At 70.8% G+C, this 18,974-nt stretch carries 25 protein-coding genes and 1 tRNA gene; 10 read left to right on the forward strand and 16 right to left on the reverse strand.

All coding sequences use genetic code 11. The features are described 5' to 3' along the window. The 10 genes from ACFYST_RS30610 to ACFYST_RS30655 all read right to left on the reverse strand — a co-directional run bounded on the left by ACFYST_RS30610 (position 1) and on the right by ACFYST_RS30655 (position 6,637). Positions 1-855, reverse strand: a complete 855-nt coding sequence (locus ACFYST_RS30610; protein WP_387867004.1) for a bifunctional DNA primase/polymerase — start codon at positions 853-855, stop codon at positions 1-3. Between the two features lie 231 nt (positions 856-1,086). Beyond that, positions 1,087-3,159, reverse strand: a complete 2,073-nt coding sequence (traB, locus tag ACFYST_RS30615) for a plasmid transfer protein TraB (protein ID WP_387867005.1) — start codon at positions 3,157-3,159, stop codon at positions 1,087-1,089. Between the two features lie 14 nt (positions 3,160-3,173). Beyond that, positions 3,174-3,698 (reverse strand): plasmid transfer protein TraA, encoded by a 525-nt coding sequence (gene traA / locus ACFYST_RS30620; RefSeq protein ID WP_387867008.1) that lies wholly within the window; start codon positions 3,696-3,698, stop codon positions 3,174-3,176. 80 nt (positions 3,699-3,778) lie between these two features. Beyond that, complete coding sequence (locus ACFYST_RS30625) at positions 3,779-4,042, reverse strand: DUF6303 family protein (RefSeq protein ID WP_387867009.1); 264 nt, start codon at positions 4,040-4,042, stop codon at positions 3,779-3,781. Continuing rightward, positions 4,039-4,362 carry a hypothetical protein gene (locus ACFYST_RS30630; RefSeq protein ID WP_387867011.1) on the reverse strand — a complete coding sequence of 108 codons (324 nt, stop codon included), beginning with the start codon at positions 4,360-4,362 and terminating at the stop codon, positions 4,039-4,041. The genes ACFYST_RS30625 and ACFYST_RS30630 overlap by 4 nt, the downstream gene beginning before the upstream one ends. 14 nt (positions 4,363-4,376) lie before the next feature. Further along, entirely contained in the window at positions 4,377-4,862 is a 486-nt protein-coding gene (locus tag ACFYST_RS30635) for a hypothetical protein (RefSeq protein ID WP_387867014.1), read from the reverse strand. A 40-nt stretch (positions 4,863-4,902) separates the two neighbouring features. After that, positions 4,903-5,082, reverse strand: a complete 180-nt coding sequence (locus tag ACFYST_RS30640) for a hypothetical protein (protein ID WP_387867017.1) — start codon at positions 5,080-5,082, stop codon at positions 4,903-4,905. Between the two features lie 2 nt (positions 5,083-5,084). Then, a complete protein-coding gene (locus ACFYST_RS30645) occupies positions 5,085-5,222 on the reverse strand; it encodes a hypothetical protein (protein ID WP_387867020.1) in 138 nt (45 codons plus the stop codon). 61 nt (positions 5,223-5,283) lie between these two features. Next, entirely contained in the window at positions 5,284-6,243 is a 960-nt protein-coding gene (locus ACFYST_RS30650; RefSeq protein WP_387867022.1) for a DUF2637 domain-containing protein, read from the reverse strand. A gap of 112 nt (positions 6,244-6,355) precedes the next feature. Then, the gene (locus ACFYST_RS30655) at positions 6,356-6,637 is read right to left on the reverse strand and encodes a hypothetical protein (protein ID WP_387867024.1); all 282 of its coding nucleotides are present in this window, start codon (positions 6,635-6,637) and stop codon (positions 6,356-6,358) included. Between the two features lie 438 nt (positions 6,638-7,075). Here ACFYST_RS30655 and ACFYST_RS30660 point away from each other — a divergent pair, with 438 nt between their 5' ends. After that, the gene (locus ACFYST_RS30660) at positions 7,076-7,399 is read left to right on the forward strand and encodes a putative quinol monooxygenase (protein ID WP_387867027.1); all 324 of its coding nucleotides are present in this window, start codon (positions 7,076-7,078) and stop codon (positions 7,397-7,399) included. Beyond that, complete coding sequence (locus ACFYST_RS30665) at positions 7,399-8,637, forward strand: helix-turn-helix domain-containing protein (RefSeq protein ID WP_387867030.1); 1,239 nt, start codon at positions 7,399-7,401, stop codon at positions 8,635-8,637. The genes ACFYST_RS30660 and ACFYST_RS30665 overlap by 1 nt, the downstream gene beginning before the upstream one ends. Positions 8,638-8,900: 263 nt before the next feature. On the opposite strand, the gene ACFYST_RS30670 is transcribed toward ACFYST_RS30665, so the two are convergent. Then, positions 8,901-9,395, reverse strand: coding sequence for a toll/interleukin-1 receptor domain-containing protein (locus tag ACFYST_RS30670; RefSeq protein ID WP_387867032.1), 495 nt, complete (start codon positions 9,393-9,395; stop codon positions 8,901-8,903). Positions 9,396-9,717: 322 nt separating this feature from the next. Between ACFYST_RS30670 and ACFYST_RS30675 the strand changes: the two genes are divergently transcribed. The 3 genes from ACFYST_RS30675 to ACFYST_RS30685 all read left to right on the forward strand — a co-directional run bounded on the left by ACFYST_RS30675 (position 9,718) and on the right by ACFYST_RS30685 (position 11,393). After that, positions 9,718-10,155, forward strand: coding sequence for a hypothetical protein (locus tag ACFYST_RS30675; protein ID WP_387867034.1), 438 nt, complete (start codon positions 9,718-9,720; stop codon positions 10,153-10,155). Between the two features lie 323 nt (positions 10,156-10,478). After that, on the forward strand, positions 10,479-10,895 hold the full coding sequence (locus ACFYST_RS30680) for a prevent-host-death protein (protein ID WP_387867037.1): 417 nt from the start codon (positions 10,479-10,481) through the stop codon (positions 10,893-10,895). A 350-nt stretch (positions 10,896-11,245) separates the two neighbouring features. Continuing rightward, positions 11,246-11,393 (forward strand) — tRNA-OTHER (locus ACFYST_RS30685). Between the two features lie 26 nt (positions 11,394-11,419). Here ACFYST_RS30685 and ACFYST_RS30690 read toward each other — a convergent pair. Then, complete coding sequence (locus ACFYST_RS30690; RefSeq protein WP_387867040.1) at positions 11,420-12,400, reverse strand: HNH endonuclease signature motif containing protein; 981 nt, start codon at positions 12,398-12,400, stop codon at positions 11,420-11,422. A 178-nt stretch (positions 12,401-12,578) separates the two neighbouring features. Continuing rightward, complete coding sequence (locus ACFYST_RS30695) at positions 12,579-13,163, reverse strand: TetR family transcriptional regulator (RefSeq protein WP_387640438.1); 585 nt, start codon at positions 13,161-13,163, stop codon at positions 12,579-12,581. A 111-nt stretch (positions 13,164-13,274) separates the two neighbouring features. Here ACFYST_RS30695 and ACFYST_RS30700 point away from each other — a divergent pair, with 111 nt between their 5' ends. Further along, entirely contained in the window at positions 13,275-13,532 is a 258-nt protein-coding gene (locus ACFYST_RS30700; RefSeq protein WP_387867042.1) for a hypothetical protein, read from the forward strand. Here ACFYST_RS30700 and ACFYST_RS30705 read toward each other — a convergent pair whose 3' ends face one another. Continuing rightward, entirely contained in the window at positions 13,533-14,561 is a 1,029-nt protein-coding gene (locus tag ACFYST_RS30705) for a glycosyltransferase family 2 protein (protein ID WP_387867045.1), read from the reverse strand. Positions 14,562-14,970: 409 nt separating this feature from the next. On the opposite strand from ACFYST_RS30705, the gene ACFYST_RS30710 reads away from it, so the two are divergent. The 4 genes from ACFYST_RS30710 to ACFYST_RS30725 all read left to right on the forward strand — a co-directional run bounded on the left by ACFYST_RS30710 (position 14,971) and on the right by ACFYST_RS30725 (position 17,888). Further along, on the forward strand, positions 14,971-15,408 hold the full coding sequence (locus tag ACFYST_RS30710; RefSeq protein ID WP_387640429.1) for a helix-turn-helix domain-containing protein: 438 nt from the start codon (positions 14,971-14,973) through the stop codon (positions 15,406-15,408). Between the two features lie 95 nt (positions 15,409-15,503). Continuing rightward, positions 15,504-15,980 carry a hypothetical protein gene (locus tag ACFYST_RS30715; RefSeq protein ID WP_387640426.1) on the forward strand — a complete coding sequence of 159 codons (477 nt, stop codon included), beginning with the start codon at positions 15,504-15,506 and terminating at the stop codon, positions 15,978-15,980. Continuing rightward, positions 15,973-17,205 carry an MAB_1171c family putative transporter gene (locus tag ACFYST_RS30720; protein WP_387867047.1) on the forward strand — a complete coding sequence of 411 codons (1,233 nt, stop codon included), beginning with the start codon at positions 15,973-15,975 and terminating at the stop codon, positions 17,203-17,205. Before ACFYST_RS30715 ends, ACFYST_RS30720 begins: the two co-directional genes overlap by 8 nt. Next, positions 17,202-17,888 carry an oxygenase MpaB family protein gene (locus tag ACFYST_RS30725; RefSeq protein ID WP_387640421.1) on the forward strand — a complete coding sequence of 229 codons (687 nt, stop codon included), beginning with the start codon at positions 17,202-17,204 and terminating at the stop codon, positions 17,886-17,888. The genes ACFYST_RS30720 and ACFYST_RS30725 overlap by 4 nt, the downstream gene beginning before the upstream one ends. A gap of 1 nt (position 17,889) precedes the next feature. Here ACFYST_RS30725 and ACFYST_RS30730 read toward each other — a convergent pair whose 3' ends face one another. Both ACFYST_RS30730 and ACFYST_RS30735 read right to left on the reverse strand, forming a co-directional pair. Further along, positions 17,890-18,324 carry a PGPGW domain-containing protein gene (locus ACFYST_RS30730; RefSeq protein ID WP_387640419.1) on the reverse strand — a complete coding sequence of 145 codons (435 nt, stop codon included), beginning with the start codon at positions 18,322-18,324 and terminating at the stop codon, positions 17,890-17,892. A 43-nt stretch (positions 18,325-18,367) separates the two neighbouring features. Further along, positions 18,368-18,736, reverse strand: coding sequence for a VOC family protein (locus tag ACFYST_RS30735; protein WP_387640417.1), 369 nt, complete (start codon positions 18,734-18,736; stop codon positions 18,368-18,370). Between the last annotated feature and the right edge of the window lie 238 nt (positions 18,737-18,974).

The following is an 18,974-nucleotide window of genomic DNA, read 5'->3' on the forward strand; positions in this document are numbered from 1 at the left end:
TCACAACCCCAGCGTGGTCAGGGCGTTGGCCCACGCGTCCGCGCAGTGCCGGGGCGACTCGCCCTTCGCGCCGGCGGCGGCGAAGAGCCGCTGCGTGTGGGCGTCGGTCAGGCAGCCGCACCGGCCGTGCGTGGACAGGACCGCGAGGAACGCCCCGTAGACGGTGGCGTGCACGGCGCTGGTGGCGGCGGCGATGGTCTGCTCGGCCATGGCGATGCCGCGTTCCAGGAACACCGGGCTGCGGTGCGGGCACCGGCCGCCCCCGGCCGGCACCGGAACGGACACACGTACCGGGCGGACCGGTGAGGGCTCCCGCACCACCAGGTCGCGGACCACGTCCGGCAGGGCGGCGAGGGCGCCGGTGCCGGAGCCGAGCCAACGGGCGTAGGACATAAGCGACTTGACGTCCACGCCGGGCCGTACGGCGTTGGCGGAGGCCATCGCGCCCCGGTAGAGCCAGTGCTCGCCCCGGGCGGTGACGACGCTCTGCGTGGCGGGCAGGTTGGCCTCCGCCCAGGCGATGGCATCGGTGTTGTCGAGATCCACGACGGTCAGGCCGGCGCCGCCGGGGTGGTAGGCCACTCCGGCCGCCTGCCGCCACTCCCGCGCCCACGCGGGCGAGCCGATGACGTCGGGGTCGGTGGTGGCGGCGGCCCAGCCGTGGCACGGGTTGGGGCAGGTGCAGGGGCCGGGGGTCTTCATGTTCGGCCGGCCGCCGCACGCGTTGTTCACGCAGGCGCGGCAGTTGCCGAACGGCACCTTCCCAGCGCGCAGCGGCAGTACGGGGATGCCGGCGGCCGCGAGGGAGAGCGCGGCGGCGAGGTGGTCTCCCCGAACGGGGGCGGTCTGGGTCATGCTGGTGTCTCCAGTTCTCTAGAACGGTGCTGGATGGGCGGCGGCCCCGCTTCTTGGCGGGAGGGGGCCGCCGCCGTCATGCGTGCCCCCGGTACCGGAGCCGCGCGCCGGACCGTCAGAGGCAGCGTCAGGGCGGGTGTCAGGCGGGGGTGTCAGGCGGTGTCAGGCGCCCCTGACATCCCCGTTTGCCTAGGGGTTTGGGTGTCAGGGGGTGTCAGGCGTCAGGGGGTGTCAGACCCCGGCCATGGCGGGCACGATGCGGTACCGGCCGCCCTTGGAGGTGGGGGCCAGGCGGCCGTCCTCGACCATGCGGCGGAACTCGCCGGAGACCCACGGGCGCTTGCGGCCGAACCGCTCGGCGTGCTCCATGACGTCCTTCGGGCCGATCACCATCACGCCGTCGCGCTCGAACTCGGCGACGATGGCGTCCATCGCGGCGCGGGCCTCTTCCGGGGTGAAGTCGGGGCCGCCTGCGGGCTCCCCGGCGAACGTCCATCCGCTCAACTCGGGGGGAACCGAGCCGAGTTCGGCGTTCGGGTCCAGGTCGGCGTCCTCGGCGTCGACCTGGCCGTCGCTCTCGTACATGCTGGCCTCTTCAGGGGTCTCGTCGCTCTCCTGGTGGTGCTCGCCGTCCTCGAGCTGGCCGTTGGACCGCTCGGTGTACGCCTTGCCGACAGCCGCGGCTGCCGCCTTCGCGGTGACCGGGTCCACCTTCGCGCCGTTGCGCACGGACCATTCCGCCAGCTGTTCCATGACGCGGGCGGCACGGCCGGTGAAGCGCCAGGTGCGGCCGGGGGCGCTGTAGCGCTGCTCGTCCACTCCGGGGGTGACGAGGTAGCAGTAGCCGGGGCGGCGGTTGCCCCACGCCCCGGGGTGGGCGCCGGCGTCGATCACCGGGCCGGGCAGGGCCATGCCCTCGTCCTTGGCGTCCAGGCCGAAGGCCAGGACCGAGGGCAGGGAGGCGCGGGTACTGGTGGAGAGCTGGTCGTGGCTGGGGCGCTGGAGCGAGATGACGATCGCGATACCGGCCGAGCGGGCTTCCTGCGCGGCTCCGGTGAAGGCGTCCTCGCCCATGAAGCGCAGGGTGTTGGCGGCCTCCTCGAACCAGCCGACCAGGAACGGCATGCCCTCGCAGCCGCACACTTCGCCCTTCCGGCAGGAGTGCGTGGGGTCGTACTGGCGTCGGGCCGCCTGCGGGGTCCACTGGCGGTAGCCGTGGGCACCGAGCCAGCGGGTGCGGGCGGGGATGACCGCCTGGAGCGAGGTCACCATCGTCTCGGTCGCGGCCCCGCCCTCCACGGCCCAGTCCAGGCCGGACCGCAGCGGGCCGAAGTCCTGGAAGCTCTTGGGGTCGGACAGCCACACGATCACGTCGCGGCGGCCGAGGATCTCGCAGAGCACGTTGAGTGCGCCGTCGCCCTTCCCGGAACCGGAGATACCGCAGATCAGCAGGTGCGTGCTGTTGCGGCCCGCCTGCGGGTCGCCGGGCAGCCACAGCTGCAGCGGGGAGCCGTCGTCGTAGCGGCCGATCACGAGCGGGTCGGCAATCGAGCCGCCGACGTGGGTGGGCATCTGCCACTCGACCACCTCGGCGAGCATGTCGCGGGGGACGACGACCAGGTCGCCCCGGCGGGCGGAGTCCGGGTCGGGCAGGTAGCGGACGGCAGTGGGGGCGACGTCGAGCGCGGAGGCGATGTTCTTCAGCGACTTGGTGACATCGTCATTCGTCATCTCCCCTGCCGGGAGGGCGAGTTCGGCGGTGACCCGGTTCGGCTCGACCTCGGCGTTGCGGATCTTCGCCCCGGCCAGCTTCACCTTCTCCAGCAGCGAGCCGTCGGCGTCCGTAGCGCTCCGGACGGCGTCGGGGTTGCGGCGCATCACCTGCCGTACGTTCCAGGACAGGGCGAGCGTGCTGCCACCGATCCAGAACGCGCCGAAGGTGAGGGAGTTCCAGCCGCCCAGCGCGACGGCGGTGAACTCGGTGGTCGCCGCCGCGACGGTGACCGCCGAATGCAGGCGGCGCTGCGCGCCGGTCGCCTTCGCGGCCCACCAGGTGGCGCCGGTGAGCGCGACCGACCCGAGGGTGAGGCCGACGCCGTATCCGACGGAGTCGTGCGCGGGCACCCACGCCGCCGACGCGGCCACACCGGCGGCACCGGTCAGGATCCACGGCGGGGTGTAGGGCTTGAGCTGGTGCGCGACCCATGCGAGGATCCCGCGCCCGTTGCTGGCCCCCTCCAGGGACTCCCGGTGCCGCCTGTCCATGTCGGCGGCGCTCTCGCTGGTGGTGTTCTTCCCTGCCATCGCTGGGTCTCCTCTCAGAACTGGAACGGACGGTGCTGCTGCGGGCGCTGGGGCGCCATGACGTCGGCGTACTCGCGCTGGAACGCGGCCCACGCGGCGGCGGCGTCCTTGGCCGCGTCGGTCAGCGCTTCGGCGGCCTTGGCGAGCTTGCGGGCCACCGCCCGGGCCCGGGTGCGCTGCTGGAAGACGTGGTCCCCGGGGATGGCCGGGGCCTGCTCCAGCGCGGCCTTGAGGATCTCCGCCGCCACGGTCACCTCGATTCCGGCGTACATGGCGAACGCCCGCAGCGCCTCGCAGTACGAGCGGACGTCGGCGGCGGAGTAGAACGCGGGTTCCGGCAGCGCCAGCGCGCTGGAACGCTCCAGGCCGACGCCGGGGTTCGCTGCCGCGCCCGCCTGCGGGGCGGCTGCGGTCTTGTTGATGTTGATGTTGAATCCGGGGGAGAACGACGCCCCGGACCCGAAGCCGTTGCGGGTGCTGCTGTTGGTGCCGCCGGCGTTGTTCCCACCGCTGTTCGGCGACGTGGCGTTGATGGTCATCGCAGGCCTCCCTGTGGGCCGGGACTGTCCCGACTCCCCACCCCCGCCCGGCAGTTGATCCGGGCGGGGACGGGCAGCCGTCAGGCGGGCCGGGCCCAAGTGCTGGCGAGCAGGGTGACGCGACCGTCGGTGTCGGTGTCCTCCCACCAATCCCAGTCGGCCCCGGCGGCGAGCCGGTAGCCGAGCTCTTCCAGGGCCGCGTCGCGGTCACGGATGGTCGGGATCGCGGCACCCGGGAACTCCGCGTCCGGCCAGTCGGCGACCCGGCCGGGCAGGGCCACGAACAGGCGCCAGGAGTCTCCGCCCCGGCTGGAGAGGACGGTGCGGTAAGTGGGTGTGGTCACCGGGCCTCCCCGCGCATGTCGCGGATGATCCACCGGATCACCAGCGCGGACACGGCGAGAGCCAGCGCGGCCATGCCGACCGCGACCAGCGCGGCGGTGGTGGCCAGCAGCACCGGGATGAGTACGGCGGCGGCCCCGGCTCCGGTGGCGATGTACCCGCCGTACCGGTTCGCCGGCGGGGCGGACTGCGGCTGGACCGGGGCGGGCAGGGCGTTGGCCTGCTCGGCGCGGAGCTGGGCCGCGACCAGTACGGCGAGGCTCTCCACGTCGTAGCGCGGTTCGTCCCCGGGCGGCGGCACCGAGGCGAGGTGGCGGTTCATCAGGGCATCTCCTTTCAGGCGGAAGCGATCAGGGCGGCGACGGTCTCGCAGCCGTGGTGGAACGCCTGGTCGAGCAGGTAGGAGCCGTTCATGCCGTGGTCGGCCAGGCGCGCGAAGTTGCCCTTGCCGGTGGCCTCGGCGAAGCGGCGCAGGGGCTCGCGCCGGTCGGCGACGTAGTGGGTGACCGCGCTGAACGCGAGCGCGGCGGCCACGCGCCCGGGCCGCAGACGAACGCCGAGCAGACGGGAGCCGACCAGCAGCGCGATCCCCTGGAAGCCGACGTAGGTGGCGACGTGCGCGGCGCACGCCCGGCAGCCCTCGGCGGAGCCGTGGACGGCGATCACCCGCCCGTCCTCGTCCCGGTCGATCACCGGGTTCCGGTCGGTAGCGCCCTTGATGCGGGCCTGGTGGTCGGTCTGGATCCAGTGGTCCGCCACGTCGGCGGCGGCGCGGAACAGGGGGTAGGCGACGGCAAGCTTGACGGCACGAGCGGAGATCACGATTGACTCCAAACAGGCTGCGGTGGAAGGGAGTTGGCGATCAGATGCGCTTGCCGGCGGCGCTCCGGGCGTTCCACTCCTGCTGGAGCCGCAGGAACCGGGAGTGGAGGGGGTCGCCCTCGCCGCACGGCAGGTTGTCCTGACAGGCCTGGCAGCCGCCGGTGTGCTGGGCGGCCACCTTGAAGGCGTTCATGTAGCCAATGAACAGCGAGTCGGTCATGGCTAGATCTCCTCGCACAGGTCGCCGTAGCAGTCCCCGCACAGCGGGACCATCCTCCGCTCGCCGGTCATCTCCTCCACGTACGGGTCGGCGACGGTCCGGACGTCGGACTTGGCGATGTTGCAGCGCGAACACTTCATGGGTGTTTCTCCTGTTCAGGGTGTTGTGGAGCGAGGAGGTTGAGGCGATGTGCGGCCGCACTCAGGCGGGGATGAGGCCCCGGGTGCCTTCCAGTTCCTGGAAGCGGGCGGCGACCCAGCCGGTGGACCAGCCGGTCAGATCGGACACGCGCCGCTGCGTCGTGCCCGGTGTGTTGAGTGCGGCTTTGACGATCTCCCGCGCCACGTCCTCGGGGATCTTCTCGGTGGCGACGGGGCCGGACAGCAGCGCATTGCGTCGGGCTTGGAGGTCGGCAAGCTGCTTCTGCTCACGCTCGCTCGTGAGGCGCTCACGCTCGCTCACGACGTGCTCACGACGCTGCTGGGCGGCAAGCTCGGCGGCGGCCGTCTTGGCCCGAGCGTCGCGGTCGGCGCTCTCTCGGCGTTCCTGCGCGGCGAGGTTCTCGCGCAGCATCGCCATCTCGTGCTCACGCTGCTCACGCTGGTGCTCACGCTGACGGTCGTCGGCTTCACGGGCCAGACGCGCCGCAGTTTCGGCCGCCTCTTTCTCTGCGGCCCGGGCCCGTTCCTGCGCCTGCGCGGCGTGCTGCCGGCGCTCGGCCCGCTCGGTGCGCTCAACGGCTTCACGGGCGGCCACGGCGCGGGCGATCGCCCGCCGGTAGGCGAGCGAGGTCTCCGCCGTGACGATCAGCAGCAGCGGCGCGACCGCGTGGACCGCGACCCCGACCGGGTCCCGCTTCAGGGCGGATTCACCTACGTTGAGCAGCACCGTTGCGATGCCGGTCATCCAGCGCAGCACTACCGGCCACCGGCCGCCGTCGCCCCCGAGGCGGGCGAGGATGCCGTCCATCCGGACAACGATCACCACCGCCGCGTCCACCACCATCGGCAGGATCGGAGCCGTCCACTCCCATCCCGGCGGGGTGTGGCCGGACATCAGCGGCGTCACCGTGAGCATGCTGTACAGCACCGCCCCGAACGTGATCGCCCATGTCCCCAGACTCAGAATCTTCTCCGCCGAGCGGATCTGCTGCGGCGTCACCAACCCGCTCACCGCCCGCCCCGCTTCCCACCCGACGAACGGGCGATGAGCACGAACACGCGCTTCGTGAGCACGGCCGGGCGGCGGTGAGCACGACGCTTCAGCCCGCTCATCAGGCCGCCACCCCCGCACCGGCCGAACGGCGGGCGATGGCCCGGCGAGCCGCGAACAGCGGCACCGGCGCCGTGTCCATCAGCCACCGCGCGAACGCGGCCAGCTTCAGGTCCTCCCGGTCCAGGTCCGCCAGCACCGCCAGTGCCACGTCCATCCGCGCCTTGTACTCCAGCGGGCCCTCGCCCAGCACGCCGGCGAACAGCTCGCAGTCCACGCCCAGCGACAGCTCCGCGAACTCCTCCGAGTTCGCGGCGACCTTCCCTGCAACAATCGACTTCACGGGTCTCCACCTCTCTGTCAGGTGTGCAGGCCCGAAGGGGTCGTCGCGCTCCGGCCAAGGAAGGCGCGACGGCCCCGACTCATGGGCCCAGCCACTCGTCACTCACGAGCAGCCATGACCCCCGACCCGCCACGAGGCGGCACGGATCGGGGACCAAAGACACTCGTTCGTTGATCAGCACACTTTTGAGTTCTCAAGGAACTGCGATCAGGCGCGGCCCGTGGGCGTACGGCAATGCCGCCTTCCCCGACAACCGACCGTCGCATTTGCGCAGGTCAGAGCACCCCCAAGGGGGGCTCTCTGTCTCGGCGACCGTTCGCCGCTCCGACACCTCAAAAGCTAGTCGCAGAGTTTCTGCGAGTCAAGAAGTTCTGCGACTCGCAGTTCTTCAGCGAGTCGTGGGATACTGGACGTCACCCTGATAAAGGAGCTGTGACCATGGGTTTTGGTCTTGTAGTGCGGTTCACCGCCCACAGCGCGGAAGCCGCCGCCGCGTTCGACAAGCTCACCAACGAGACCCTGGAGGGCATCCGCGCGCTGGAGCCGGGCACCCTCGTGTACGCCAACCACACCGTCCCGGGGGAGCCCACCGTGCGGGTCTTCTACGAGCTGTACGCGGACCGCGCGGCGTTCGACGCCCACGAGCAGCAGCCCCACGTCCGACGCTTCCTGGCTGCGCGTGAGGAGTACATCGCCTCCTTCGAGGTGACGTTCCTGAACGAGGTGTCCGGCAAGGGCACCGGCTCGGCCGGCGGCCACTGATGACCCCGGACGAACGCCGGGCCTTCGGCGCCCGTGTCGCTCAGCTGAGGCATCAACGCGGCCTGAAGCAGGACCAGTTGGCGGCCGCAATCAACCGCACCGCAAGCTGGGTGTCCCAGGTCGAGCGAGGCGTCCAGCCCGTAGTCCGGCTGGATGTCCTGCAACTCCTCGCGGATGGACTGGGTGTCTCTGTGCAGGTGCTCAGGCCCGACGCCCCGCAGCCCGCGACGCCCCCGCCGCCGGCCGAGGAAGAGCCGAACGACCTGGACGAGGCCCGACTGCTCATCTCGGGGCACCCCGCCCTGGATGTGCTGTTGGCGGAGCGTCAGCCCGCCGAAACGCCGTCGATCGCGGAACTCCGCTCGACCGTGGATGAGGCTTGGTCGCTCACCCACGCGGCGCGGTTCGCCGAGCTGAGCGCGGTTCTCGGTCGGGTCCTGCCGCGGCTTGAGCGTGCGACCCGGACGGCACCTCCGGACGACCGCGCCGAGGCGCACCTACTCCTCAGCCAGGCGTACCAGGCGCTGGCCGCCGCATTCGTGCGGCAGGACGAGGCCGACGCGGCGTGGGTTGCCGCCGACCGCGCGATCCGAGCTGCCGAGCAGTCCGGCGAGCCGCTCAACGCCTTCGCGGGCATCTACCGGCTGGCCCAGGCGTTCGTCCGTCTCAAGCACCTCGACCAGGCCGAGCACGCCGCCAGTAGCGCCGTGGCGGTCCTGGCAAAGCACAGCACGACTGGCAGCCCCCGGCCCGAGGAACTCTCGGTCCTGGGATCGCTGCACCTGGTGCTGGCCCTCGTGGCGGCGCGCTCCGGCCAGCGCGAGCAGGCCCGGCAGCAGATCGGCAAGGCCCGCGAGGTCGCCGCCCGCCTGGGCTCGGACCGCAATGACTTCAACCTGGAGTTCGGCCCGACCAACGTGGAGATTCAGGCTGTCTCCACGGCCGTTGATCTGGGGGACGCGGGCGAAGCCCTCGACCTGGGCAGGCAGATCAACGCGGACCAGCTCTCCCCGGAGCGCCGCTCGCGGCTGCTCATGGATCTCGGCCGGGCCCACGCGCAGCGGCGCCACATCGGGGAGGCGCTGGAGTGCCTGCTCCGGGCTGAGGAACTGGCTCCCGAGACGGTGCGAACCCACGTCTCGGCTCGATCCACCATCCGTGAACTCGTGCTGGTTGCCGGCGGGTCGGCCTCACCCGACTTGCTGGGCCTGGCGGAGCGCGCCAACGCCCTTGAGTAGGACGGGCTTCCCCGTCTCGTTGGTGTTGGCGTACGCCAGCCCGTACGCCAACACCAACGGACAACCCCGGACGCCGCCGAACGGGGTTGTCCGGCTGGCAAGCTGTGCCAGGCCCGGCGTGATCACACCGCCAGGAGCCCCGGCGAGCGCCTGAAAAGAAGATTGCTGGACGCTCTCAGTGCCCGCACTCTGCGCCAAAAACCACCCCGACGGCATCACTGCGTGATCCTGATGATGATCCCGTAGCCCAACAGTGCACGGCATCAGCCAGTCGTTCGGATTCGCCTCCAGTACGACCAAACACTTCTACTGGGGAACCTTTCTCGAAGTCGCCTGGAAATATAAATGGCATCTTGAGCAGAGTTCCGATAGTCAAATCGGAGGTACTGCAGAAATTCCAGACCCGCAAGATCTTCCGGAAGGCTTTCCCGCCGAATCACCGAAGCCCCTGAAAGGACGATCGGGATTATGACCTTCCGGGCCCCTAGCGCCTCTCTTATCTCACGAAGAACCCAGTCCTCCCGCCCATTCCCTATTGCAGAAAAACTCTCGCTCCACCCCACTCCGACGACGACCAGCATCGCATCACAGGAACCTATTGCCTTCGATATTTCAGAAACATAGTCGGAGCCCACGGGAATCGACTTTGCAGCCCTAAATACCCGCCTCGACCCAAGCTCCCTGGAGAGCAGCTCGTCAAGAAGCGCAGCAGCATACGCATCGGTTGCTCTGCGGTAGTTTATGAAGATTTGCGGCATTTGCCCCCCTTTGCCGCTCATTCGCAGCACCAGTGGTGCATTTTGCGGCGAAGCAGCAACGCGGCCGTAGGTCTGGCCCTAGGCTAGTGCAGCCGACCGGCAGTGACTGGAAGCAGGGGGAATCTTGACCAACACGACCGGAGGGCAGGTGTCCCCTGGCGGGCAGCCGACTCCTCCTCGGCCATCGCGGCCGCGCAAGGGAAGCGCAGTGCCCACCGAGACACTGGTAGACCTAACGCGATGGCATATTGACCGATACGACCGCCTTCGAGCGTCCACGTCCGCCCGGGCATCCGTACTCCTGAGCGCAAACACGGTCGTCATGGCAGGATCCGCACTCCTGGCGAACTTCCATTTCCAGTCATCGAATGAATCTCAAGGGGTCGCACTAACCATAGTTTTCTCCGCACTGGCGGCGACGACTGTCCTTCTTGTTCTGCGTGGCCTCTGGAGTTGTATAGACGCCATCGCGGCCCGGAAGACCACGCGAAAGTTCCACCAGGAAGAGATTCCGTCCAGGTTTCTCTTCAACTGGGGCGACACACTGACGGCAGTCGACGGCCACAGCAGCTTTGCCCGCAAATTGGCCGCACTGAGCCACGAGGAGATCCTCAGTCACGCTTCAGCCGAGCTGTGGACTGATATCCTCCAGCACTCGCAGCGACATCGCCACCTGCGATCGGCCATCACGATCTTTCGCTATACCGTCACTTCCTTCTTCATTTTGGCTGTGGTCACCTTCATCGGTGCAATCAGGTAGGAGCCCTGGGTCTCGCCCCAAAAGACTCGAACGACTGTTCGGAGATGCGGGCTCGACTCATTGGGGCCAAAACTCGGCCAGCTTGTTGATCCCACTGCTAATGCCTGAAAAGCGGAAGGTCGCCGGTTCGACCCCGGCCCTGGCCACACAGTTTGACCAGCAGAAAGCCCCCGAGCGCATCGCGCTGCGGGGGCATTTTTGTGTCGTTTGACGCCAACGGGACGGCTGACGGTCACCACTCTCCTGCCCGACAGTAAGTACGTAACGTACTTGACGTACTTCACGGCGGGCGCGACCCTGGTTCTCGGACGAGGAGGCTCCCAATGGCAGCAGTCCACTACGAGAGCTACACCGAAGCCCGAGCGCACTTGAAGGACCTGCTGGACGCAGCCGGGCAGGGCCGGGTCGCGACCGTTCGCCGAGACACCGGCCGTGCGGCCGTCGTCGACGCGGGGCGGCTGCGCCACGCCCTCACGCTGCTGTGCCCGTCCAAGGCCGAGGTGGTTGCGGAGGGCGGCGGCTGGTCGGTGTTCTTCCCCGGCCTCCCGGTCGCCGCGGACGGCGGCACGTTTGATGAGGCCATCGACGAGATGGTCGGCGCGCTCCGCGAGTACTCGGAGGACTGGCAGGACCGGCTCCTGAGCGCTCCGAACCATCGCGACAACTGGGGCCTGGTCCAGCTGATCGGCCTCAGCGACGACGCGCAGCTCCGTGATTGGCTGCTCGGAGTCGCGAAGTGACCTGGCCTCAGCCGACACGCGAACGACACGAGCAGTTCTGCGAGGTTGAAGGCTGGGAACGCGTACGCGACGCACGCGGCCGCACCGGCACCCACCACATGACGTACGAACTCGGGCTTGCCGACGGGCGCATCCTGCGCACCCGGGTGTCGCATCCGGTCGACCGCACCGTGTACGGCGCCGCCATCTGGGCGCACATCCTCCGCGACCAATTGGACGTGACGGAGGAGGCGTTCTGGCCCTGCGTCCTGGACGGCACGCTTCCCGATCGGGGCGCTCCCGAGCCGCCACGCGAGGCGCTTCCTGCGGATCTGGTCCACATGCTGATCAACCGCGTCGGACTCGCCGAGGACCAGGTCGCCGAGTTGGACAAGGCCCAGGCGATCGCGCGGCTCCAGCAGTTCTGGACCGAGGGGCACTGACTCCAACTGCCGAATTGCAGCCCAGGCTTGGCCTGAAAGCGGAAGGTCGCCGGTTCGACCCCGGCCCTGGCCACCACCGGAAAAGCCCCGAGCGCACTGCGGTCAGGTGCGGGAGAGCCTGAGCATGGCCACGTGGTAGGCCCAGGCATGGGTGGCAACCTTCCGCTCGACGCCGAAGTGCCGCCCGGTCGCACGGTCCAGGACGTGGTGGTACTCCTCCAGGAAGGCCCAGGACACCTTGGCGAAGTCCTCGTCGGACCAGTTGTAGAGGTTGCGAAGCTCGAACTCGACGGCGGCCTGGAAGGCCTTCTCGCCGCGGTCCACGGGCTCCACCCGGCCACCGGCGGCCTCCACCCAGCGCTTGACCTCCTCGGGCGCCCGCTTCCACTTGCTGCCCGAGTCACGCAGCTCGGCATAGTCGACCCAGGCCCAGAATGCTTCGGCGTCCGCGATGTCCGGCGCCTGCCGGTGGTGTTCCACGCAGAGCAGGGCGAAGTTCCGAACGTCCATCGAGCCGCCCAGGGAGGCGGGAACCACGTGCGCCCGCTCGACCGGGGAGCCCCAGCAGATCAGGCATTCCTCGTCGATCCCGAGGTACTCCATGATCGACTGCTTGGACGGAGCGGTCTTACGGCTGCTCTCCTCCGTCTCCCTGGTTCGCAGGGGCAGTGAGTCGATGTCGTACCAGAACGACTTCTCCTCTCCTTCCGGGTAGCCCACAAGCAGCTGGTCGGGGACCAGGTCGTTCTGCCGCCGCGGGTTCTTTATCGCGTACATCGGGGTGTGGATCTCGGTCAGGTAGGGGAGCGCCTTCTTGGGCAGGAAGTCGTTGAGCATCTCCCAGGCGTCGTGGTCGTAGCCACCCTCGTCGTTCCGGTGGCCCTGCACGTCGAAGAACAACACGCGGGGCGCCCCCGGCGAGGCCTGCTGCGCCTTGTGGAGGACCTCGAATATGCGCGTCGCGCAGCGCTCGAAGTTCTCGTACACCGCCATGTCGTGCTTCATCCCGACCGGTTTGGCCCGGGGCGTGGTCTTCCGCCCTGCCTGCTGTCCGGCCTTCTTGCGAACCCTGCTCTTCGGCAACGCCGCGCTCCCTCCCCGCCGATGGGCACAGGCTCGCACTGCCCACCGACATCGCCCACCGACATCGCCCTCCGGCTCGCCGCCGGCAGCCACGTACTTGGCGCCTTCGGCAGTTCTGGACCGAGGGTCTCCGGCCTGCCCGGCCGAATGCGAAGGCCGGACGGCGGGTGGCGACGGGTCAGGCGTCCGCGGGGATCGGAAGGGAGCCGGACAGGGCCTGGCGGGCGAACTCGACGACGTGGGGGCGCAGGTCGGGGTGGGTGGTGCCGAGGATGAGGCGGGTCATCTGGGGGACGGCGGTGGGCCAGGCGGCGAGGCCGATCAGGCTCAGTAGGCAGGCGGCGACCTGGGGGGAGGCTTCGGCGCCGAAGGTGGCGGCGAGGGCGGCGACCTTCTGTTCGTAGTGGGTGGCGCGCTGGGCCTCGTTGGGGAGGGCGGCGTCGCGGTAGTGCAGGCCTTCCCAGAGGAAGAGCCGGACCAGGACGGGGTTGGCCCGGTGGAAGTCGTAGACCCGGCCGACGTATTCGGCGGGGTCGTCGCCGGCCTGGAGGGGGACGGCTTCGGTGAGTTCGTCGAGGGCGGCGGCGACGACCTCGTCGAAGAGCTTCTGCTTGCTGCCGAAGCAGCCGTAGATGCGCTCCTTGTTGACGCCGGCCAGTTCCGCGATGCGGTCCACGCGGCCGCCCGCGATGCCGTGTGCGGCGAACTCTTCCCTGGCGGCGACGAGCAGCCGTTGCTTGGTGGACATCGGGTCCTGAGTCATGTGCTCAGCGTAGGGCGGCAGGGTGCGCCTTGCCAACCAACTGGATGGTTGACCTCCAACCAGTTGGTTGGCTACCGTCTCAGTACGCGCCCACACCCCGAGGAGACCCCCATGGCCGACACCGCCGCCACCGCCGCCGCCACCACCCACCCCGCCCCGTCGGTGCACGTCCGCGCGCTGATCACCTGGATGGCCGTCTTCCCGTCGATCACGGTCGTCCAGCTGCTGCTCGGCCCGTCGCTGAGCGACCTGGCGGTGCCGCTGCGGGTGCTGGCGATCACCGCCCTGGTGGTTCCCGCCGTGGTCTACCTGTTCGTCCCGGGGCTGCTGAAGGCCCGGGTGGCGCTGCTGCGGCGGCGGGCCCGCTGATCAACGGCGGAGCGCCTTGCGGGCGTTGCGGACCCGGCGGTGCGCGCGCTGGACGCCGGACAGGGTGTGCAGCCGGCCCGCCACGGTGAGGCGGTACTTGAGGCGCAGCACGGGTGGGAGCGCGGCGAGGTGTTCGGGGCCGATGGCGCTGAGCAGCCGGGTGATGTGCCGGTGGTAGGCGTGCCGGTAAGCGCGGTCGCCGTCGGGGACGGTCCAGAAGAACATCGGGATCTCCTCGACCAGGGTGTTGTGGTCGTAGGCCCGCAGGTCCTCGCGGAAGGCGGGTTCGGGGCGGTCCAGCAGCCAGCCGCGGACGAGTTCGATGGAGCGCACCCGGTCGGCCAGGCCGCGCGGGTCGGTGCGGCGCTGGGTGATGGAGCGGTCGCCGTCCTCGCGGATCCGCCAGTGGTAGACCGGCTCGGACAGCACGTCGACGCTGGTCGCCAGGAAGTGGTGCGGGACGCTGACGGGGGCGTCCTCGTACAGCATGCCCTCGGGGTACTCGAGGCCGGCCGCGGCGTAGAAGGTGCGGCGGTAGACCTTGTTCCAGGCGGTGCGGTCGGTGACCAGGGCGGGCAGTTCGCGGACGTGGGTGCGCAGCCGGGTCTCGGCGAACGGGCGGCGGTGCGCGTGCGAGGGTTCGAGTCCGGTGCTGCGCAGCCGCAGCGCGTTGCCGGTGGCGAAGTCGGAGCCGGTCTCGTCCAGGGTGCTGATCATCAGCCGGTAGGCGTGGGTGGGCAGGGTGTCGTCGCTGTCGACGAAGGCCAGGTACTCGGTGCCGGCGGTGAGGTGGCGCACGCCGGTGTTGCGGGCCGCGCCGAGGCCCCGGTTGGGCTGGCGGACCAGCCGGAAGCGCGGGTCGCGGGCGGTGTACTGCTCGGCGAGGTCGGCGCTGGTGTCGGTGGAGCCGTCGTCCACCAGGACGCATTCGAAGTCGGCGAAGCTCTGGTCGGCGATCGAGTCCAGGCAGTCGACGAGGTACCGCTCGACGTTGTACACGGGGACGACGACGGAGAGTCGGGGAGCCATCGGCAGCGCGGCCTTTCGGGCGGGGCGCGCCCGAGTGGTGCTGGCGGACGGGCGCCGGGCGAGGACGCGGGGAGCGTATCGGCGCGGAACTGCCTTGTAGCTAACGGAAGATGACGCCGAGACGGCGGGCCTGGAAGCTCCGGTTCGCGGGGCGTGCGCGCGACGGCGCACGGCAACCCGCCGAACGAGCGCCGCTGCCCACCCCCGTGGGGCAACGGCGCCCGAGCATCAGGATGCCGATCCTGCCGATCCCGCCCACGCTGTGTCAACTATCGTGGATTCAAGAGTGACGAACGGGCGCCCGCGGCGACCTGCCCGCACGCTTTCCGCACCAATTCCCCAACGATCGTTCAGAACAGGGTTATCGGGGGGATACGCCCGGGGGTACGAACCCTCTATGATCCGGCACATGCCCACGGACTCCTCCCGCGCCGAAGCACTGGACTTCGCCAGCCGTTTCCGGCGTCTGATAGCGGTGATCTACCCCAAGGACCTCGGCCGGCCCTGGCGGGACTCCGAGATCGCCGAAGGCACCGGGCTGAGCGGCACGTACATCGGCAACCTGCGCAAGGGCACCCAGAAGCCGAGCCTGGAGAACGCCGTCCGGATCGCCAAGTTCTTCGGTGTCCCGCTGGACTACTTCTCCGACTCGGAGACCGCCAGCGCGGTCGAGCGCGACCTGCGCAAGATCGAGGCGCTGCGCGACGCCCGGGTGGAGCGGATCGCCATGCGCGCGGCCGGCCTGCCGCCGGAGATGCAGGACGCCGCACTCACTATTGTGGAGCAGTTGCGGCGGGCCGTCGGCCTGCCCACCGGCCAGTCGGACGAGGCCGGACCGACGACGTGACGGAGCGTCAGCAGGTGCCGCTGGGACACTGGCGGCGCCCGGAGGGGGTCGACGTGCGTGGTGTGGGGAGCGGACTCGGGAGGACCCGCCGCCGGATGCGGGCGGTGGCGCGCGAACTGCGTCTGCCGCCGCTGAGCACCGTCGAGGAACTGTGCGGAGTGGTCTCCGCGCACCTGGACCGGCCGATCCGGATCGCGCCGCGCCGGATGCGGGTCGGCGAGCCGTCCGGTTTCGTGGAACGGCTGTCCACCGAGGACGTGATCCACGTCGAGCAGGAGACCTCCGGGCTGCACCGCGCGCACATCGTCTGCCACGAACTGGCGCACCTGCTGTGCGGGCACCTGAGCGAGCCGCCGTCGCCGGACGAGGACCCGACGCTGGTCGAACTGCCCACCATCGACCCGGAGATGCTCCGGCTGGTGCTCGGCCGCTCGCACTACGACGACGCCGCCGAAGAGGAGGCGGAGGTGCTCGGCGCCGAACTGATGCGCGTCCTGGTGCTCGCCCCGGGGGCCGGCACCACCTCGCAGCTCGCCCCCGCGCTGGAGCACCGCAAGGGACAGCATGTCTGAACTGCCCTACAACCTGGCCTACTTGAGCATCGGCTGTGCCGCCTGGGTGGTGGCCGGGCTGAAGCTGCGGGCCTGGCGGCGCGAGCCGTCCTTCGGCCTGCTGGTGGTCGCCCTGGCGGTCGCCTCGCCGTCCACCTCCTTCCTGCTGGCCTCCCCGCTGCTGTACCGGGCGATCGACCACGTCACCGGCGTCGGCAACCTGGCCACCCTGCTGGTCTACCTGGGCATCATCGGCTTCTCCGCCGCCGCCGTGGTCCTCGCGCTGGTCTGGTCGCCGCCCGAGGAGCGCTCCGGCACCGAGGTGTGGGCGCCGCTGGACGACCGGCTGCGGCGGCGGGTGCGCCGCCGCACCGCCGTGTTCGCCGCGCTGGTACCGGTGCTGGTGGCGCTGTTCCTGATCGGCGGCCCGTACCGGCCCGAGACGCCGCTCACCTTCGACACCACCTTCGCCCCGCGCGCCGCCACTGCCCTGTTCCTGACGCTCTACCAGGGCCTGTACGCCTTCTCGCTGATCGACATCGGCCGGGTCTGCCTCGGCCACGCCGCCCGGCTCCCCGCCGGCTGGCTGCGCCGCGGCATCCGGTTCATCGCCGCCGGCGCGCTCACCGCCTGCGGCTACGTGGTGTGCAAGCTCGCCGCGATCGCCCTCGCGTACGCCGGCGTCAACGACGTCGAGTGGCTGAGCACCGCGCTCGGCCCGCTGTTCGCCGCGCTCGGCGCGGTCGGCATCACCCTCGGCTTCGCCGGCCCGGCCGGCGCCGCCTGGACCCAGCGCCGCCGCGACTTCCGGGCGCTGCGCCCGCTCTGGGACCTGGTCTACCGGGCCGACCGCCGACTCGCCCTGGAGGGCCCGTCGCCCGCCTGGCGCGAACGCGCCGCACTGCGCGACCTGGAGTGGCGCACCACCCGGCGTGGCCTGGAGATCCGCGACGGCCAGCTGACGCTCCGCCCGTGGATCGACCCGGCGGCGGTCCGCGGCGCCGAGCGGTTCGCCGCCGAGGCCGCGCTCGGCACCGACGAGCGGGACGCGCTGGTGGTCGCCGCCGCGCTGCGCTCCGCGGTCGGCGCGCTGGCCGCCGGGGCGGTGCCGCGCCCGCGCGAGGAGCAGCCGGTGCTGCCCGGCCTGGACGCCGACCCGGCCGAGGAGCGCGCGCACCTGGTGCTGGTCGCCTCGTTCCTCCAATCCCCGCTGCTGGAACGGGCGTTGGCCGAGCAGGAACGATGACGGAACCGCCCCGGGACGCGTTCGCCGCGCTGGTGCTGCGGCGGGCCCCGCAGCGTGCCCGGGTCGGCCTGACGCTCGGCTTCGTGCGCACCTTCGCCGTCCCCGAGATCGCCGAAGTGCTGTCCGCCACCGGCAAGTTGACGTCCGCGCCGAAGGCCCGGGCGAAGGCCACCGGCGCCATGATGTTCGCGCTGATCGGCCACGGGGTGAACAGCGGCCCTGGCCGGAAGATCGTCGCCGAGCTCGCCGCGATGCACCGGCTGCCGGGCGTGGACGCCGAGTTGATGCGCTACGTGCTGGCCTGTTTCACCGTCTGCCCGGTGGAGTTCACCGCCCGGAACGGCGGCGTGACGCCCGCCGAGCGGGAGGCCGCGTTCGCCTTCCAGGCCGAGCTGGCCGCCGCCCTGGAGCTGCCCGCACTGCCCGGCCCCGGCCTGGACGGGATCGCCGCCTGGATGCGCGAGTTCGAGGCCGCCCGGTTCGCGCCCAGCCCGGCCGGCCGGGCCCTCTGGCAGGCCGTCTCCGGCCTGTTCGCGGCCCGCCTGCCCGGCCCACTGGCCCGGCACGCCCCGGCCTTCGCCACCGCCCTGCTGGACGCCCCGCTGCGGGCCGCCTTCGACGTCCCCCGCCCCGCCTGGCCCCTGCGCGCGGCCGCCGCCACCGCCTTCCGGCTGGCGCGCTGAACTACCGCGAGCCGTGCACCCGGCGGTGGCTCCAGACCATCAGGCCGAGCAGGATCAGGCCCGACAGCATCAGGCTCAGCCCGGTCGCCCAGCCCGCCAGCGGCAGGCTCGGCACCAGCACCGCGACCGTGCCGGCGCCGATCATGCCGAGCCCGACCAGCACCGTGCCGGCGATCCGCCAGCGCGAGGCGACGCTGGCCTCGACGCCCGCCATCGCCCGCACCCGGACCGGCTCGACGTACCGGGACAGCGCCGGGACCGCCCGGGCCAGCAGGATCAACCCGGCCAGCAGGAGCAGCGTGCCCGGGCCGGGCAGCACCAGCAGCACCAGGCCGACCGAGATCAGGGTGACCCCGGCCGTCCCGAGGGCCACCCTGGCCACCGGGTGGACGGTGCCCGGGTCCGCTTCGAATGCCGGCCGCTGCTGTTCGCTCATCACTCCACGGTAACCGGACCGGCGAGTGAACCGGCGGGAGCGCTCAGGGCCTGGTCAGCGCCTCGATGCTGTGCCCGTCCGGGTCCTTCACGTACACGCCGCGGCCGCCGTTCCAGTGGTTGACCCGGCCGGGCTGCTGGGAGAACGGGTCGGCCCAGTAGGTCAGGCCCTGGGCCTCGATCCGGCCGAAGATCGCGTCGAACTCGTCCTCGGAGACCAGGAACGCGTAGTGCTGCGGGGTGATCGGGCCCGCGGCGGTCATCACGTCGAGCGTCACCCGGTTGCCCAGCTGCACGGCCAGGAACGGCTCGTGGACCTCGGCCTCGGGCAGCCCGAGCAGGCCGGTCAGGAAGTCGGCGGTGGCCCGCCGGTCGCGGGCGGCCACGATGGTGTGGTTGAGCTCTATGGGCATGGTGCACGGCCTCTCGTTCCGGAGCGGGGTGATCTCACGCACCTCGACGGTAGGACTTCAAGCGTGCTTCAGGTCAATAGCGGTTGACCAGCGGCGTCCCCCCGGCGCCCGGGCCGGGGGGGCGCCCGCCCCGGCACAAGCCGGTCTTGCGGGTCGCGGGGTAGCCGGCCAGCGTCGACATCGCCCCCACCGGCGCGATGCAGCCGGTGCGGGCGGGGTCCTCCCCGATGATAGCCCT

Origin of the sequence: Kitasatospora sp. NPDC004614 (assembly GCF_042873675.1) — a bacterium.
Taxonomy (GTDB): Bacteria; Actinomycetota; Actinomycetes; order Streptomycetales; family Streptomycetaceae; genus Kitasatospora.

Bases quoted from the DNA above. Each gene is read 5' to 3' on its own strand.
- ACFYST_RS30705 (WP_387867045.1), bottom strand. From the start codon at position 14,561: ATGGCTCCCCGACTCTCCGTCGTCGTCCCCGTGTACAACGTCGAGCGG.
- ACFYST_RS30700 (WP_387867042.1), top strand. From the start codon at position 13,275: ATGGCCGACACCGCCGCCACCGCCGCCGCCACCACCCACCCCGCCCCG.
- traB (WP_387867005.1), bottom strand. From the start codon at position 3,159: ATGGCAGGGAAGAACACCACCAGCGAGAGCGCCGCCGACATGGACAGG.
- ACFYST_RS30675 (WP_387867034.1), top strand. From the start codon at position 9,718: ATGGCAGGATCCGCACTCCTGGCGAACTTCCATTTCCAGTCATCGAAT.
- ACFYST_RS30610 (WP_387867004.1), bottom strand. From the start codon at position 855: ATGACCCAGACCGCCCCCGTTCGGGGAGACCACCTCGCCGCCGCGCTC.
- ACFYST_RS30680 (WP_387867037.1), top strand. From the start codon at position 10,479: ATGGCAGCAGTCCACTACGAGAGCTACACCGAAGCCCGAGCGCACTTG.
- ACFYST_RS30660 (WP_387867027.1), top strand. From the start codon at position 7,076: ATGGGTTTTGGTCTTGTAGTGCGGTTCACCGCCCACAGCGCGGAAGCC.
- ACFYST_RS30665 (WP_387867030.1), top strand. From the start codon at position 7,399: ATGACCCCGGACGAACGCCGGGCCTTCGGCGCCCGTGTCGCTCAGCTG.
- ACFYST_RS30735 (WP_387640417.1), bottom strand. From the start codon at position 18,736: ATGCCCATAGAGCTCAACCACACCATCGTGGCCGCCCGCGACCGGCGG.
- ACFYST_RS30715 (WP_387640426.1), top strand. From the start codon at position 15,504: ATGCGGGCGGTGGCGCGCGAACTGCGTCTGCCGCCGCTGAGCACCGTC.
- ACFYST_RS30695 (WP_387640438.1), bottom strand. From the start codon at position 13,163: ATGACTCAGGACCCGATGTCCACCAAGCAACGGCTGCTCGTCGCCGCC.
- ACFYST_RS30645 (WP_387867020.1), bottom strand. From the start codon at position 5,222: ATGAAGTGTTCGCGCTGCAACATCGCCAAGTCCGACGTCCGGACCGTC.
- ACFYST_RS30725 (WP_387640421.1), top strand. From the start codon at position 17,202: ATGACGGAACCGCCCCGGGACGCGTTCGCCGCGCTGGTGCTGCGGCGG.
- ACFYST_RS30730 (WP_387640419.1), bottom strand. From the start codon at position 18,324: ATGAGCGAACAGCAGCGGCCGGCATTCGAAGCGGACCCGGGCACCGTC.
- ACFYST_RS30630 (WP_387867011.1), bottom strand. From the start codon at position 4,362: ATGAACCGCCACCTCGCCTCGGTGCCGCCGCCCGGGGACGAACCGCGC.
- traA (WP_387867008.1), bottom strand. From the start codon at position 3,698: ATGACCATCAACGCCACGTCGCCGAACAGCGGTGGGAACAACGCCGGC.
- ACFYST_RS30710 (WP_387640429.1), top strand. From the start codon at position 14,971: ATGCCCACGGACTCCTCCCGCGCCGAAGCACTGGACTTCGCCAGCCGT.
- ACFYST_RS30720 (WP_387867047.1), top strand. From the start codon at position 15,973: ATGTCTGAACTGCCCTACAACCTGGCCTACTTGAGCATCGGCTGTGCC.
- ACFYST_RS30670 (WP_387867032.1), bottom strand. From the start codon at position 9,395: ATGCCGCAAATCTTCATAAACTACCGCAGAGCAACCGATGCGTATGCT.
- ACFYST_RS30640 (WP_387867017.1), bottom strand. From the start codon at position 5,082: ATGACCGACTCGCTGTTCATTGGCTACATGAACGCCTTCAAGGTGGCC.